The organism is Pseudomonas sp. ASL3 (genome assembly GCF_056680425.1).
Genome location: NZ_CM155281.1, coordinates 1,546,489 through 1,562,691, shown reverse-complemented (window position 1 = coordinate 1,562,691; position 16,203 = coordinate 1,546,489). Strand labels below are relative to the sequence as shown.

General features: G+C 59.6%; 11 protein-coding genes and 4 tRNA genes. 6 read left to right on the top strand and 9 right to left on the bottom strand.

The genetic code is table 11. The annotated features are described in order from the left end of the window. Positions 1-7: 7 nt before the first annotated feature. The 7 genes from AC1MEE_RS07065 to gltX all read right to left on the bottom strand — a co-directional run bounded on the left by AC1MEE_RS07065 (position 8) and on the right by gltX (position 3,839). Positions 8-841, bottom strand: coding sequence for an alpha/beta fold hydrolase (locus AC1MEE_RS07065; protein ID WP_480414599.1), 834 nt, complete (start codon positions 839-841; stop codon positions 8-10). A 59-nt stretch (positions 842-900) separates the two neighbouring features. Further along, a complete protein-coding gene (locus tag AC1MEE_RS07060; RefSeq protein WP_480414598.1) occupies positions 901-1,440 on the bottom strand; it encodes a TetR/AcrR family transcriptional regulator in 540 nt (179 codons plus the stop codon). Between the two features lie 216 nt (positions 1,441-1,656). After that, positions 1,657-1,732 (bottom strand) — tRNA-Glu (locus tag AC1MEE_RS07055). Between the two features lie 80 nt (positions 1,733-1,812). Continuing rightward, positions 1,813-1,888 (bottom strand) — tRNA-Ala (locus tag AC1MEE_RS07050). Between the two features lie 50 nt (positions 1,889-1,938). Then, positions 1,939-2,014 (bottom strand) — tRNA-Glu (locus tag AC1MEE_RS07045). A gap of 79 nt (positions 2,015-2,093) precedes the next feature. Continuing rightward, positions 2,094-2,169: transfer RNA gene (locus AC1MEE_RS07040), tRNA-Ala, on the bottom strand. Positions 2,170-2,357: 188 nt separating this feature from the next. Continuing rightward, the gene (gene gltX, locus AC1MEE_RS07035) at positions 2,358-3,839 is read right to left on the bottom strand and encodes a glutamate--tRNA ligase (RefSeq protein WP_480414597.1); all 1,482 of its coding nucleotides are present in this window, start codon (positions 3,837-3,839) and stop codon (positions 2,358-2,360) included. A gap of 216 nt (positions 3,840-4,055) precedes the next feature. Between gltX and AC1MEE_RS07030 the strand changes: the two genes are divergently transcribed. Both AC1MEE_RS07030 and AC1MEE_RS07025 read left to right on the top strand, forming a co-directional pair. Next, complete coding sequence (locus AC1MEE_RS07030) at positions 4,056-5,108, top strand: HlyD family secretion protein (protein ID WP_480414596.1); 1,053 nt, start codon at positions 4,056-4,058, stop codon at positions 5,106-5,108. Then, positions 5,098-6,648 carry an MDR family MFS transporter gene (locus tag AC1MEE_RS07025; RefSeq protein ID WP_480414594.1) on the top strand — a complete coding sequence of 517 codons (1,551 nt, stop codon included), beginning with the start codon at positions 5,098-5,100 and terminating at the stop codon, positions 6,646-6,648. Before AC1MEE_RS07030 ends, AC1MEE_RS07025 begins: the two co-directional genes overlap by 11 nt. 185 nt (positions 6,649-6,833) lie before the next feature. Here AC1MEE_RS07025 and uvrB read toward each other — a convergent pair whose 3' ends face one another. Further along, positions 6,834-8,849: an excinuclease ABC subunit UvrB gene (gene uvrB / locus AC1MEE_RS07020; RefSeq protein ID WP_480414592.1), complete on the bottom strand. Its 2,016-nt coding sequence runs from the start codon at positions 8,847-8,849 to the stop codon at positions 6,834-6,836. Between the two features lie 332 nt (positions 8,850-9,181). Here uvrB and AC1MEE_RS07015 point away from each other — a divergent pair, with 332 nt between their 5' ends. Further along, positions 9,182-10,375, top strand: coding sequence for an amino acid aminotransferase (locus AC1MEE_RS07015; RefSeq protein ID WP_480414591.1), 1,194 nt, complete (start codon positions 9,182-9,184; stop codon positions 10,373-10,375). Positions 10,376-10,588: 213 nt separating this feature from the next. On the opposite strand, the gene AC1MEE_RS07010 is transcribed toward AC1MEE_RS07015, so the two are convergent. Next, positions 10,589-11,551, bottom strand: coding sequence for an isopenicillin N synthase family dioxygenase (locus AC1MEE_RS07010; protein ID WP_480414589.1), 963 nt, complete (start codon positions 11,549-11,551; stop codon positions 10,589-10,591). 411 nt (positions 11,552-11,962) lie between these two features. Between AC1MEE_RS07010 and hutH the strand changes: the two genes are divergently transcribed. The 3 genes from hutH to AC1MEE_RS06995 all read left to right on the top strand — a co-directional run bounded on the left by hutH (position 11,963) and on the right by AC1MEE_RS06995 (position 16,170). Next, positions 11,963-13,492: a histidine ammonia-lyase gene (hutH, locus tag AC1MEE_RS07005; protein WP_480416172.1), complete on the top strand. Its 1,530-nt coding sequence runs from the start codon at positions 11,963-11,965 to the stop codon at positions 13,490-13,492. An 85-nt stretch (positions 13,493-13,577) separates the two neighbouring features. After that, complete coding sequence (locus AC1MEE_RS07000) at positions 13,578-14,789, top strand: alpha-hydroxy acid oxidase (protein WP_480414588.1); 1,212 nt, start codon at positions 13,578-13,580, stop codon at positions 14,787-14,789. Between the two features lie 4 nt (positions 14,790-14,793). After that, the gene (locus tag AC1MEE_RS06995) at positions 14,794-16,170 is read left to right on the top strand and encodes an FAD-binding oxidoreductase (protein ID WP_480414587.1); all 1,377 of its coding nucleotides are present in this window, start codon (positions 14,794-14,796) and stop codon (positions 16,168-16,170) included. Positions 16,171-16,203 lie beyond the last annotated feature (33 nt).

Genomic DNA, 16,203 nt, shown 5'->3' with positions numbered 1-16,203 from the left:
CGGAAGCTCAGGCAGATTGGCGTTGCGGGTGCGCACTGCCAGCCAGGAGCGCCAGTACCCCTTCGATCATCTTCGGATCAGCCAATACACGCTGATGGCCGCCCTGCTTGAGGCGCAGCAAGCGGCTATCGAACCAGGCGTCGTGAATCAACTCGGCTTCGTCGACCGACACCATGGCGTCATCCTCGGCATGCACGATCAAGCCGGGCATGGTCAGTTCATAGCGGCTGACATCCAGCGCAGACACCGCCATGCCCACGTCATGCTCAAACTGCCTGATGAACGAAGAGCGCGCCACAGGCGGCAATCCAACCCGACGGGCAAAGCCACGCAGCACACCCAATATTCGGCTGGGCGCGGCGATGCTCACCAGCGTTTCGCTGCGCAGCCCCATTTGAGTCGCCAGCAGCGCGCTGGCGCCGCCCATGGAGTGCCCGATCACGGCTTTGAGCGGCGGCAGTTCCGCCGAGGCTTCCAGCAGCGCCCTGGCAAACAGCACCACATGGGCCTCTCGACCCGGTGACTGGCCATGCGCCGGGCCGTCCAGCGCAACGGCGGTGTAGCCGGCAGCGACCAAGGCATCGATCAGACTGGCGAACTGCGTGGGACGCCCTTCCCAACCATGCATGAGCAGCACCGTCGGACCCGAGCCCCAACGCAGGGCCGAGAGACCAAAACGCAAGGTGATTCGCTCGGCACGGGCCAGCAAGGGCAACTCCCACTCCCGCGGTGCCAGATTTCGTGGCGTGGTGAACGCCAGATGCATTTTCGCCGCAACCACCTTGGGAGCTAGTCGGCCTAACGTGCCATTGACTCCGCGAACCCAGCCTAAACTGTTCATCGTTTATCTCCCGCCAGTCTGCATCGTTCGAGTTACAGCGTTCAACTTCAGGGTTTCAGTCAGCACACCGCCGACTTGGCGGCTCGAAGCACCCGGTCCGACAACTCACCCGGGCCCAACGCCCGCGCCAGAGCCAGCCCACCCAACATCAGCGCGAGATCAGCCAGCACCGTGTCGGTTTCTTCCGGGCTGTCGGACAATTGCGCAGCCATCAATTCAACATGCTCGGCCAACGCCGCACGAAAGCTCTCAGGCAAGCGCGTCAGCTCACCTACGGTCGACGGCAATGGGCAGGCCTGCTCGGAAGCATCTCGATGTTTACGTGACAAGTAGAAAGCGGCCAGCAGCGCACGACGCTCCTCGCCCGGCAATTCACCATCGATGCCGGCCAGCGCGTCGCGACGCCGTGCAAGCAACTGATTGAAGGCCTCCAGCATCAAGGCTTCCTTGCTTTCAAAGTGCGCGTAGAAACCACCCACGGTCAGGCCTGCGGCGCCCATCACTTCGCTGACGCTGGGCTCAATGGGGCCTCTCTGGATAAGCGCCGAACTGGCTGCCTGAAGGATGCGTTCGCGGGTTTGTGCTTTTTTGTCGTTCATTCCGGCCTCCGAATATTATGGAAATAATATTATTCTCATAATAAATATTGGCAAGCAGAATTTTCTGCCGCTGGTCGGCAAGACTGCACGCGGGCAAGACAAGGGAAACTAGCGAAGGATTTGATGCAGAAGGAAGGGGGATAACAAACGGCACAAAAAACAAAAAGGGCCATTCAATAATTGAATGACCCCCAAATCCCGTAGAACGGGTAATCGTGGCGTCCCCTAGGGGACTCGAACCCCTGTTACCGCCGTGAAAGGGCGGTGTCCTAGGCCACTAGACGAAGGGGACGCAAAACCTTCTATACAACGTGATCAGGCTGAGTCTGATCGATTCAAGGCCGGTGTGGCCAAACCTTGAACTGTACAATTTGGTGGAGCTAAACGGGATCGAACCGTTGACCTCTTGCATGCCATGCAAGCGCTCTCCCAGCTGAGCTATAGCCCCGAATTTATCGCCTCGCGGCGGAGCAGTCTTTCACAACTGCTTCTTGAAACTGGCGTCCCCTAGGGGACTCGAACCCCTGTTACCGCCGTGAAAGGGCGGTGTCCTAGGCCACTAGACGAAGGGGACATAAACCTTCTGTGCAACATGATCAGGCTGAACCTGATCAATTCAAGGCCGGTGTGGCCAGACCTTGATCTCTACAAAGTGGTGGAGCTAAACGGGATCGAACCGTTGACCTCTTGCATGCCATGCAAGCGCTCTCCCAGCTGAGCTATAGCCCCACGTTGTGGACGGGGCGCATGTTAAGCGCGAGTCGGTAACCTGTCAAATTTATTTTCAACAAATTTCAAACTTTTTCGTCGGCATAACAATCACTTACCGTCCAACCCCCGTAAATCAGGGGGCACAGCGGTCACTGTGCCCCCTACTCCAGACGGACACAAGGACCATCAACTGCCTGGCAAGCGCTTCAGGCGATAGCGCCCAGAAGCTTTTCCCATTCCTTGTTTTCTTTCTTCGAAACGCCGCCGAGCAAATCGATCGCCTGGCGCAGACGGAAGCGTGTCAGGTCCGGGCCGAGGATCTCCATGGCATCGGTCACCGACACCGAGTTGGCCTGGCCGGTAATTGCCGCGAACATCAACGGCATGGCGTCACGCAGCTTGAGCTCCAGGTGTTCGACCACGGCTTGAATGCAGCCGGTGATCGGATCCTTTTCCCACTGACGCAAGGTCTCCAGCTTCCACAGGATCAACTGCATCACCTGGCGAACCTGATCCGCCGACAACTTCTTGTGCTCGAACAGCTTGACGTCCGGAGCGACACCCCCTGCGAAGAAGAAGCTGGCCAGTGGCGCGACTTGACTGAAGGTTTCCACGCGCCCCTGAACATGGGGTGCGATTTTCATCATGTACTCCGGGTTCAGCGCCCAGGTCTGCAAGCGACTGGCGAACTCTTCCACCGGCAACTCGCGCAGCCATTGGCCATTGAGCCAGGACAGTTTCTCGATATCGAAGATCGGCCCGCCCAGGGACACCCGCGACAGGTCGAAGTTGTCGACCATTTCCTGCAGGGAGAACTTCTCGCGCTCGTCCGGCATCGACCAGCCCATGCGCCCCAAATAGTTGAGCATCGCTTCAGGCATGAAGCCCATGCGCTCATAGAACGTCACCGAGGTCGGGTTCTTGCGCTTGGACAGCTTGCTCTTGTCCGGGTTACGCAGCAGCGGCATGTAGCACAGCTGCGGCTGTTCCCAGCCAAAGTATTCGTACAGCAGGATCAGCTTCGGTGCCGACGGCAGCCACTCTTCGCCACGCAGGACGTGGGTGATGCCCATCAAGTGGTCGTCGACGACGTTGGCCAGGAAGTAGGTCGGCAGCCCGTCGGTCTTCATCAACACTTGCATGTCCATGCGATCCCACGGGATCTCGACGTCGCCACGCAGCATGTCCGGCACCACGCACAGGCCTTCGCTTGGCACTTTCATGCGGATCACGTGCGGCTCGCCAGCGTCCAGGCGACGCTGTACTTCTTCTTTCGACAGCAACAGGGCGCGACCGTCGTAGCGCGGGGTTTCACCCTTGGCCATTTGCTCGGCGCGCATCTGGTCAAGCTCTTCTGCGGTGCAGAAGCACGGGAAAGCGTGACCGAGTTCTACCAGTTGCTTGACGTATTTCTGATAAATATCGCCCCGCTCGCTCTGCCGATACGGGCCGTGCGGGCCGCCGACGTCCGGGCCTTCGCTCCACTCGATCCCCAACCAGCGCAACGCATCGAAAATCTGCTGTTCGGACTCACGTGTCGAGCGCAGTTGATCGGTGTCTTCGATGCGCAGGATGAACTCGCCGCCATGCTGCTTGGCAAAGCAATAATTGAACAATGCGATGTAGGCAGTGCCAACGTGGGGGTCGCCAGTGGGCGATGGCGCGATGCGGGTGCGGACGGTGGTCATGGAAGATCTCGAATAGGTCGAACAAGCGGCGAATGTTAACAGGCGCACCCCCCACGGCTCCAGCACAGGGGCGCAATCAAGTACAAGACAGACACAAGGCAAAACGGACTAAATGAATACCCAAACATCAACCACGGTCATTATTCAGGCACACGGCTACTTGCTAGAATTAAACACTGATAAATTCGCTTACATTTCAAATAATTCAGAATGCCCATGCCCGTCAAACTTAAACGCCGCCTGTATGTGTTTTTCACGATTGTCCTGCTGATCGCCCTCGCCCTTTTTGCTCAATGGTTCTTTAGAGGGCGCTTCTACGAAAGCACTGACAACGCGTATGTACAGGGCGAAATCACCCGGATCTCCAGCCAATTGGGCGCCCGCGTCGACGACGTGTTGGTGCAGGACAACCAGCACGTCGAGAAAGGCCAGTTGCTGGTCAAGCTGGACGCTGCGGACTTCCAGATAGCTGTCGACCGGGCGAAGGCGATGCTCGCCACCCGTGAAGCCGAGCGCGTTCAAGCGCAAAGCAAACTGACCCAGCAAGGGAGCATGATTGCCTCTGCCGAAGCGCAAGTGGCGGCGACCCAGGCGACCTTTGGGCGCACACAAATCGATTTGAATCGGGCGCAGACCTTGCGCAAACCCGGCTTCGTTTCCGAAGAACGCGTCACCACCCTCTCCGCCGACAGCCATATCGCCCGCTCACAGGTCACCAAGGCTCAGGCCGACGTGCAGGGCCAACGGCAAGAGGTCGTCGCCCTGTCGGCTGAAACCAAGCGTCTGGATGCGCAGATCGCCAATGCCCGCACCGACCTCGCCCAGGCTGAACTCAATCTGCAACGCAGCGAGATTCACGCGCCGATCAGCGGGATGATCGGCCAACGCGGTGCGCGCAATGGCCAATACGTGCAAGTCGGGGCGTATTTGTTGTCGATCGTGCCGGACCAGGACATCTGGATTCAGGCCAACTTCAAAGAAACCCAGATCGGCCATATGCAGCCCGGGCAAACAGCGGAGCTGACCTTCGACGCCTACTCCGATACCCCCATCGAAGGCAAGGTGGACAGCCTGTTCGCCGCCTCCGGCGCGCAATTCAGTCTGCTACCACCGGACAACGCCACCGGTAACTTCACCAAAGTGGTGCAGCGTATTCCGGTGAAACTGACCTTTGCCGCCGACAACCCTTTGCACGGCAAGATCCGCCCCGGCATGTCAGTCACGGTCAAGGTCAAGATCAAAGCCAACGGCGCTGACAATGGTCGGTGATCAACTAATCCGCCCCGTTGGCGAGCCGAGCCGACGGGACTGGATTGCGGTCATGAGCGTGATGTTGGGCGCCTTTATGGCGGTGCTGGATATCCAGATCACCAACTCTTCGCTCAAGGACATTCAGGGCGCACTGTCAGCGACACTGGAGGAAGGCTCGTGGATTTCCACCTCCTATCTGGTGGCGGAAATCATCATGATCCCGCTCACCGCCTGGCTGGTGCAGTTGCTGTCAGCGCGGCGCCTGGCGGTCTGGGTTTCGTGCGGATTTCTGCTGTCCTCCATGCTCTGCTCCATGGCCTGGAGCCTGGACAGCATGATCGTGTTTCGCGCCCTGCAGGGCTTCACCGGTGGTGCGCTGATCCCGCTGGCGTTCACCCTGATCCTGATCAAACTACCCGAGCATCATCGCGCCAAAGGCATGGCCCTGTTTGCGATGACGGCGACGTTCGCGCCCTCGATCGGCCCGACGCTGGGTGGCTGGCTAACGGAAAACTATGGCTGGCAATACATTTTCTACATCAACATCCCGCCCGGCCTGCTGATGATTGCCGGCTTGCTCTACGGCCTGGAAAAGAAAGCCCCGCACTGGGAACTGCTGAAAAGCACCGACTACGCCGGCATCGTCACGCTGGGCATTGGTCTGGGCTGCCTGCAGGTGTTTCTGGAGGAAGGCCACCGCAAGGACTGGCTTGAGTCCGATCTGATTGTGAGCCTGGGCAGCGTCGCCCTGGTCAGCCTGATCACCTTCGTGATTCTGCAACTGTCCAAACCCGAGCCTTTGATCAATCTGAGGATTTTGGGCGAACGCAATTTTGGCCTGTCGAGCATCTCCAGTGTCGGGATGGGCGTGGGTTTGTACGGTTCGATCTATCTGTTACCGCTGTACCTCGCGCAAATCCAGGGCTACAACGCGCAGCAGATTGGTCAAGTGATCATGTGGATGGGCGTTCCGCAGCTGTTTTTGATCCCGCTGGTGCCGCAACTGATGAAAGTGATGCCGCCGAAACTGCTGTGTGCCTTGGGTTTCGGGCTGTTCGGGTTTGCCAGCCTCGCTTCCGGGGTGCTCAACCCGGATTTCGCCGGGCCACAGTTCGATCAGATCCAGATCATTCGCGCCCTCGGCCAGCCGCTGATCATGGTCACTGTTTCGTTGATTGCCACCGCCTATACCCAGCAGAAGGACGCGGGCTCGGCGTCGAGCCTGTTCAATATCCTGCGCAACCTGGGGGGCGCCATTGGCATTGCCCTGCTCGCCACACTGCTCGATGCCAGGACCAAGGTCTATTTCGATTATTTGCGCGAAGCCATCGTCCCGAGCAATCCCCAAATCGCCGAACGCCTGGCCTTGCTCACGGACAAGCTGGGTAATGAAACGGCAGCCTTGGGTAAACTCAGTGAAATAGCGCACCAGCAGGCAGCGATCATGGCCTACAACGATGCGTTCCATTTTGTCGGGATTGCGCTGGGGGTGAGCATGATTGCAGTGCTACTGACCAAGGCGCTGCCCGCCGGGATCAAGGGTGGGGCTGCGCATTAGGCCCTCCCCTATATATCTGGAACACACAAAACCTGTAGGAGCGCGCTTGCCCGCGATCGGCTGCGGAGCAGTCGCAAAATCAGCGAACTCGATTCTGGCAGTAGAACTGTGCCCAGTATTTTTGGGACCGCTTCGCAGTCCATCGCGGGCAAGCGCGCTCCTACATGGATCGGCGTCCAGATCGATCACACCACCAACAACCGCTCACGCAGTTTGCCGATCTCGTCGCGCATTTGTGCCGCGGCCTCGAATTCGAGGTCGCGGGCCAGTTGGTACATCTTCTCTTCCAGTTGACGAATGCGCTTGCTGACCTCGCCAGGTGAGCGCAGTTCGGCTTCGTACTTGGCGTTTTCTTCGGCGGCCTTGGCCATGCCTTTGCGTTTCTTGCTACGCGAGCCCGGCACCGTGGCGCCTTCCATGATGTCGGCAACGTCCTTGAACACGCCTTTGGGGGTAATGCCGTGTTCCAGGTTGTAGGCAATCTGCTTGTCGCGGCGACGGTCGGTTTCGCCAATCGCCCGCTCCATGGAACCGGTGATGCGGTCAGCGTACAAAATCGCCCGACCATTAAGGTTACGCGCGGCGCGGCCGATGGTCTGAATCAGTGAGCGTTCGGAGCGCAGGAAGCCTTCTTTATCGGCATCGAGAATCGCCACCAGCGACACTTCGGGCATGTCCAGGCCTTCACGCAACAAGTTGATGCCCACCAGCACGTCGAACGTGCCCAGACGCAGGTCACGAATGATTTCGACTCGCTCCACGGTTTCGATATCCGAGTGCAGGTAACGCACGCGAACCCCATGGTCAGCCAGGTAATCGGTCAGGTCTTCGGACATGCGTTTGGTCAGCGTGGTGACCAGCACCCGCTCGCCCAGCGCGACACGCTTGCCGATTTCGGAGAGCAGATCATCGACCTGGGTCAGCGCCGGACGAATCTCGATTTGCGGATCGATCAGGCCAGTAGGCCGCACCAACTGCTCGATCACCCGGCCAGCGTGCTCGGCTTCGTAGTTGCCGGGGGTGGCCGAAACGAAGATGGTTTGCGGGCTGACACTTTCCCACTCATCAAAACGCATCGGTCGGTTATCCAGCGCCGATGGCAGGCGAAAGCCGTATTCGACCAGGGTTTCCTTACGAGAGCGGTCGCCCTTATACATCGCGCCCACCTGCGGCACGCTGACGTGGGATTCGTCGATCACCAGCAGCGCGTCGGCCGGCAAATAGTCATACAAGGTGGGCGGCGGCGCCCCGGATGGACGCCCGGACAGGTAGCGTGAGTAGTTTTCGATGCCATTGCAGTAACCCAGCTCGAGGATCATTTCCAGATCGAAGCGGGTGCGCTGCTCCAGGCGCTGCGCTTCCACCAGCTTGTTGTTGCTGCGCAGGTACTCCAATCGCTCCTGAAGCTCGACCTTGATCCCCTCCATCGCGTCGAGCAGGGTTTCCCGGGGCGTCACATAGTGGCTTTTCGGGTAGAAGGTGAAGCGCGGCAATTTGCGGATCACTTCACCGGTCAGAGGATCGAAGGCAGAAATGTTCTCGACCTCGTCGTCGAACAGTTCGATGCGGATCGCTTCGAAGTCCGATTCGGCCGGATGGATATCGATCACGTCGCCCCGCACACGGAATGTCGCCCGGGCAAAATCCATGTCATTGCGGGTGTATTGCAAATCGGCCAGACGGCGCAGCAGAGCGCGCTGGTCGAGTTTGTCGCCGCGATCGACGTGCAGCACCATCTTCAGGTACGTCTCGGGACTGCCCAGACCGTAAATGCACGACACCGTGGTGACAATGATTGCGTCTTTGCGCTCCAGCAGTGCCTTGGTCGCCGACAGCCGCATCTGCTCGATGTGGTCGTTGATCGAGGCATCCTTCTCGATAAAGGTGTCCGAAGACGGCACGTAAGCTTCTGGCTGGTAGTAATCGTAATAAGAGACGAAATATTCGACCGCGTTGTTCGGGAAGAACGCTTTGAACTCACCGTACAACTGCGCCGCCAGGGTTTTGTTCGGCGCCAGCACCAGGGTCGGACGCTGCACTTGCGCGATCACGTTGGCGATGCTGAAGGTTTTGCCCGAGCCAGTCACGCCGAGCAATGTCTGGTGTGCCAGCCCGGCTTCGATCCCTTCGACCATCAGGCGAATGGCTTCCGGCTGATCACCGGCTGGCTGGAAACGGGTTACGAGCTGAAACTCAGACATAGGTTACCTCTGGGTTCATTCCGGCACGCAGAACAGCGCAGAAATGAGAAAACCGCGAACGACCGATGCCGCCGGGAAAAGACGTGAAGACACTACAGATGGAGTCGCTGACATCACCTTTCAAGCGACCAATCCTACAAGCCGTTAAAGCATTGCTGTTGCAATTTGACCAGTAGCAGAAAAATAAACTGAAAAACCCGAAAAAACGCCCTCCAGCCTGTCGCAGCGCGACACGATGGCCTCTATACTAACTCCCCGTTTGTGCACCGCTCTAGTGCATTCGGCCGGAGCGTTGTATCCCCTTCACTCCTCCATCCAGAGCCGCCGCAAAAATGAGCCTGTTCTCCGCTGTCGAAATGGCACCACGCGATCCAATCCTGGGCATCAACGAAGCATTCAACGCCGATACCCGGACCGATAAGGTCAATTTGGGCGTCGGGGTCTACTGCAACGAAGAGGGGCGAATTCCACTCATGCGCGCCGTTGCCGAAGCCGAGACCACTCGCGCGGCTCAATACGCAGCTCGCAGTTACTTGCCGATCGATGGCATCGCCGCTTACGACCAGGCCGTGCAAAAACTGCTGTTCGGCGCCGAGTCGCCACTGCTGGCTGCCGGTCGCGTCCTGACCGTCCAGGCCGTCGGCGGTACCGGTGCCTTGAAAATTGGTGCTGACTTCCTCAAGCAGCTCAAGCCCGGTGCAGTCGTGGCCATCAGCGACCCAAGCTGGGAAAACCACCGTGCCCTGTTCGAGACCGCCGGTTTCCCGGTGCAGAACTACCGTTACTATGATGCGACCAGCCATGACGTGAACCGTTCAGGGATGCTGGAAGATTTGCAGAACCTGCCTTCCGGCTCGATCGTGGTCCTGCACGCCTGCTGCCACAACCCGACCGGCGTCGACTTGAGCCCCGAGGACTGGAAGAAAGTCCTGGAAGTGCTTAAAGCCAAAGACCACGTGCCGTTCCTGGACATGGCGTATCAAGGCTTCGGCGACGGCATCGAAGAAGACGCCGCTGCCGTGCGTCTGTTCGCTGAATCGGGCCTGACCTTTTTTGCCTCCAGCTCGTTCTCCAAATCGTTCTCGCTGTATGGCGAACGCGTTGGCGCATTGTCGATCGTGACTGAATCGAAAGAAGAAACCGCACGAGTACTGTCCCAGGTCAAGCGCGTGATCCGCACCAACTACTCCAACCCGCCGACCCATGGCGCGACCATCGTCTCTGCCGTGCTGAACAACCCTGAGCTGCGCGCGGTGTGGGAGCAGGAACTGGGCGAAATGCGTCTGCGGATTCGCGGCATGCGTCAGGCCATGGTCGAGAAACTGGCTGCCCAAACCGATCGCGACTTCAGCTTCGTCGGTCGTCAACGCGGCATGTTCTCCTACTCCGGGTTGACCAGCGAGCAAGTCGGCCGCCTGCGTAGTGAGTTCGGCATCTACGCGCTGGACACTGGGCGGATCTGCGTTGCAGCACTGAATCAAAGCAACATCGATGCAGTGACCAAGGCGATTGTTCAGGTGATTTAAGCGGTATTGGGTAGTACATCAAGGGAAGTCAGTGCGAGCTGACTTCCCTTTTTCGTTAGCAGGAGCTGCCGAAGGCTGCGATCACCCCGGGGTCGCGTCCGACGGAACCGGTCGCTTTCTTGAGACCGCTGAAGGTCGTGCCGGTCGAGCGCGACCCCGGCCTATCGCAGCCTTCGGCAGCTCCTACAGGGGGTTTCATCGTGCGGACGATCATCAACCCTTCTTGCGATACGCCATCGAATCATCAATACGCTTGAGGATGTAATCCCCCGCCGCCACCGGCGTGTACAGGCTCGTGACCGAATCGATACCAAGGTCGCAAGGATCGACCACCGCGCTGTAAGTCGGGTCGAAAAAGGTGGCGATGGAATAGCGTTCATGACCTGATTTATTGATCACTCGGTGCAAGGTCGAGCGGAAGCGGTTATTGGACCAATGCGCCAACAGATCACCCACATTGACCACCAGGCTGCCAGGGATCGGCGTGGCGTCGATCCAGCTATTGGAGCTCAATTCGCGCACCTGCAAACCACCGCTGTTGTCCTGATAGAGCAAGGTGATGCAGCCGTAATCAGTGTGCGGCGCAACCCCGAATTGGTCGGCCTCGGCCATCGGCGGATGCGGTGGGTAATAGACCATCTGCGTCCGTTGCAGCGGTTTGTGGTATTTGCCGCCGAAGAAGTCGCTTTCGATGCCCAACCCTGTCGCTACCGCCGTCAACAGATCAGCCCCGGCCTTGCCGATTTCCGCGTAGTACTCAGCCAACGCGCCGCGAAGCTCCGGCATGAACGCCGGCCATTGGTTCGGCCCGCGCAGCGCTTCACCGGCGACCACGCAAGGATCATCCTCAGGCAACTCCAGCCCCATGCTGAAGAATTCCTTGAGATCAGGCTTGGTCGCCTCATACATGGTCGCGCCACCCAACGCGTGCCAGCCACGATGTCGATTATTCACCGCCACCTGGCGCTTGGTCTCGGCCGGATAGGCGAAGAACTGCGCAGCCGCCGCCATCGCGCGATCGATCACGTCCTGCGGGACGCCATGATTGATGATGTAGAAGAAGCCGATTTCGCTGCAGGCCTGGCGAATGGCGTCACCGGCCCGGCGAATACTCGCCGGGTCACCTTCGCGAACACCGGACATATCGATCAAGGGGAGATTGGCGTCAGGGGTCATGCTCGCTCCTGTTTATACGGGTTATGCAGTGCTGGAATCAAAATTCAGTCAGGGACCTGACGAACCGGTATATACAGGACTAAGCATTTACTGTGCCGCCTGCTTCATCTATTGCTGTAAACCCTGGACCAAAGCCTAACGTCTCTTCCGACACCGTCGAACCTCGCCCCATCTCCCGTCACTGCGGGGTTTCCCTTCGCCCCAACAGTGTGCGGAGCGACCTCAATGAGTGCAACTTTTGGTGACACCGTTCAGCAGAAACGCTTCGAGCGATCCTGCTCGATCCTTGAAAAACAGGCTCAGGAACGCGGTTTACGGCATGTTACCGGCGAACTGGCCTGCATCTTGCCTTACCTGTATATACAGGCCTATGTGGCTTTGTTTTCCTTCACCGAACTCAGGACAGTCCTCATGCAAGCGTCTCTACTTCTCACGCCCGGCCACTTCACCCTTGAACAACTGCGCGCTGTCTATCAGCAGCAAAGCCCGTTCGAACTCGATCCCACCGCGCGTGAAGCGGTAGACGCCAGCACGCGCACGGTCAATGAGATCATCGCCAACAAGCGCACGGTGTACGGCATCAATACCGGCTTCGGTTTGCTGGCCCGCACCTCGATTGCCACTGACTCGTTGGCCAAGCTGCAACGCAACCTGCTGCTGTCTCACTGCACCGGCACCGGTCCTTTGCTGGATGACGCCAGTGTCGCGTTGATCATGGCGCTCAAGGTCGGCTCGCTCGCGCGTGGCTTCTCCGGGATTCGCTGGGCAGTGATCCAGGCATTGAGCAAGCTCTATGCCGCCAAAGTCTACCCGTGCATTCCGTCCCAGGGTTCGGTGGGCGCTTCGGGCGATCTCGCACCGCTGGCGCATATGTCTGCCGTATTGATCGGCGTTGGTCGGGTTCGTCATCAGGGGCGTGAAATGGACGCCGTCGAAGGCCTGGCGTTGGCGGGTCTGGAACCGATGGTGCTGGGTCCGAAAGAAGGTCTGGCGTTGATCAACGGCACCCAAGTGTCGACCGCCCTCGCCCTGCGCGGCCTGTTCGCCACCGAGAAGCTGTTCAGCGCCGCCGTGGTTGCCGGTAGCCTGAGCGTGGAAGCACTGAAAGGTTCGGACGTACCTTTCGACCCACGAATTCAGGCGGTGCGTGGACAACCGGGGCAAATCGATGCGGCGCGGTTCTACCGCGAACTGCTGGCCCACAGCGAAATCCGCGAGTCCCACCGTGACTGCGCGCGCGTGCAAGACCCCTACTCTCTGCGCTGCCAGCCGCAAGTGATGGGCGCGTGTCTGGACCATATGCGTTTCGCCGCAGGCGTGTTCCTGCGAGAAGCCAATGCCGTATCGGATAACCCGCTGGTGTTCAGCGCCGACGGCGACGTGCTGTCCGGTGGCAACTTCCACGCCGAACCGGTAGCCATGGCCTCCGACGTGCTAGCGCTGGCGATCTCGGAAATCGGCGCCCTGTCGGAACGACGCATTGCGCAATTGGTCGATCCTGCGCTGTCCGGTCTGCCAGCGTTTCTGGTGCGTGAGGGCGGCTTGAACTCCGGTTTCATGATCGCTCAGGTCACCGCCGCAGCCCTCGCTTCGGAGAACAAGACCCTTGCCCACCCGGCATCGGTGGACAGCTTGCCGACCTCCGCCAACCAGGAAGACCACGTATCGATGGCGACCTTCGCGGCACGTCGTCTGCTGGACATGGCCGGTAACAGCAGCGCCGTGGTGGCGATCGAACTGCTCGCTGCCGCGCAAGGTATCGACTTGCTCGCGCCGCTACAGACCTCGGAAATGCTCAGCGAAGTGCTGACGATGATTCGCGAAGAAGTCCCGCACTACGATGAAGATCGCTATTTCGCGCCTGACATCGCAGCCTCGCGGGCCTGGGTCGAAGACGGTGTGTTTGGCCGCTGGTTGCCGTTCCAACGCTTGCACGGTTAAGTGCGCTGCGTTCGCCGGGCATCAAGTCCGGCGAACGCCTATTGTCTGCCTAACGTTTTGCAACGGTGCCGCCTTAGGAGCGTCCATGCGTCGCTATCATTCAGGTCCGGATTTTCGTCGCGCACTCAGCATTGCCGAACTGGCATCGATGGCCCGTCGACGGCTACCACAATTCGCCTGGGAATACCTGGAAGGTGGCGCTGAAGAGGAATTGACCCTCAAACGCAACCGCCAGGCATTCGCAGAGATTGGCCTGCTGCCCCAGACGCTGGTGCCCTGCCATAACACGCACACCCAACGGTCGTTGCTGGGCGCAACCTTGCCGCTGCCCTTGGCCATCGGCCCGACCGGTTACAACGGCATGCTCTATCGCGATGCCGATATTCTTTTAGCGCGGGCCGCCACTGAGCGCGGCCTGCCCTTCACCCTCAGCACGGTGTCCACCAGCTCGCTGGAACAGGTGGTCGCGGCGGTGCCTGAGGTCAATTTATGGTTCCAGCTGTATTGCCTGCGCGATCCTCAGGTGCAGCACGACCTGCTGCAACGCGCCAACGCCGTCGGTTGCAAGACCCTGCTGCTGACCAGCGACGCCGTGCTACTGGGCAATCGCGAGTGGGACAAACGCAATTTCGCCCGACCGCGACAGCTAAGCCTGCGCAACAAGCTCGATGTGCTGTGCCATCCGCGCTGGATCAAACAGGCGCTGTGGCCACACGGCCTGCCAAATCTGAGCAACATCGAACGCTATTTACCGCCAGAACAACGCAACATTGAAGGTGCCGCGCACTTTATTGGTGCGCAAATGGACACCGGCCTCGATTGGGATGCTTTGGCGCGCCTGCGGGACCGTTGGCCTCAACAGCTGCTGCTCAAAGGCGTGCTGCATCCAGCGGATGCGGAAAAAGCCATCGCGCTGGGGCTCGACGGACTGGTGATCAGTAACCATGGTGGCCGCCAGCTCGACGGCGTGCCCGCCAGCATCGACTGCCTGCCGGCGATTGCTGCGGTGGCCAAAGGCAAGCTGGCGTTGCTGCTCGACAGCGGCATCCGCCGTGGCACAGACATTCTCAAGGCCTGCGCGCTGGGCGCCGATGCAGTTCTGCTGGGGCGCGCTACCTTGTATGGGGTGGCTGTCGGCGGTCAGGCAGGCGCCGGGCATGCCCTTGATCTGCTGGCGCAGGAATTGCGCCTGGCCCTGTCCTTGCTCGGCCAACCGGACATGAGCCAGCTTGGCAGTCATGACTTGCGCTTAAACATGCGTCTTTCCCCTCCCACCTCTTCTTTCTCCGTGAGCTGAACCGATGAACGATCTGCAACAAACCCTCGAGCAATTGCGCGCAGCGCTGGGTGACGCAGCGGTAGTCACGGGCGCCGCGATCAATCAACGCCACTACAGTGACTGGACCGGCCACGCCCCGGCCTGCCCGGCAGCAGTATTGCTGCCACGCACCACGGAGCAGGTCGCCGCCGCTTTGCGCATCTGCAATGCAGCGCAGCAACCGATCGTGCCCCAAGGTGGCATGACGGGTCTGGCCGGTGGCGCGGTGCCTCGGGCCACCGACATCGCCTTGTCCCTCGAGCGCATGCGCGGCATTGAGGAAATCGACTCGGCAGCCGCAACGGTCAGCGTCTGGGCCGGCACCACCCTGCAAGAGGTCCAGCACGCCGCGCTCGATGCAGGGTTCCTGTTTCCACTGGACCTGGGCGCGCGCGGCTCATGTCAGATTGGCGGCAATATCGCGACCAACGCTGGCGGCAATGCAGTGATCCGTTACGGCATGACTCGCGATCTGGTACTGGGCCTGGAAGTGGTCCTCGCCGATGGTCGCGTGCTCAATCTGCTGAACAAGATGATCAAGAACAACTGCGGTTATGACCTGAAACAGTGCTTTATCGGCAGTGAAGGCACGCTCGGGGTGATCACCCGCGCCATTTTGAAACTCGCACCCTTACCCGGCGAAACCACCACCCTGCTCTGCGCCCTGCCCGATTACGCCAGCGCGGTGAGCCTGCTGCGTCGAGTGCAACGCAGCGCTGGCACGCCGCAAGCCTATGAACTGATGTGGCAGGATTTCTTCCGCCTCGGAGTCTCCTGGCTGGAAACCCCCGTGGCGCCTATGTCGCAGGATTATCCACTGTACGTGCTGTTCGAATCCGCTGGCCCGCGCGAGTTGCTGGAGCAGACCCTGGAAGAGGCAATCAATGCCGGCGAAGTGGTCGATGCGGTACTGGCCAGCTCACAGACCCAGGCCCGCGCGCTATGGAAGATTCGCGAAGCGACCGGCGAGTTTCCGCTGCGCATGACCCCACTGAACTTCGACGTCAGCCTGCCCATTGGCCAGATCGGTGACTTCGCCGAACTGTGTCGTCAACGCCTTGAGCAGCGCTGGCCGGGTAACCATAGCGTGTATTTCGGCCACATCGGTGACAGCAATCTGCACCTGACCGTGGACTGCGATTCGTTGCCGCAGCCAGCGCCTATCCTTGAGGTAGAAGAGCTGGTCTATACCGCAGTCGGCGAATTGGGCGGATCGGTGTCCGCCGAACATGGCATCGGCCTGCTCAAGCGCGAGTTTCTTCATCATTCGGTGAGCGCCGAGGCACGCCTGGCGATGCGACAACTCAAGGACTGCTTCGACCCTAACGGCATACTCAATCCAGGGAAAATCCTCGGCTGAAGGTGATGCGCGGTTGTATATACCAGTATGGCA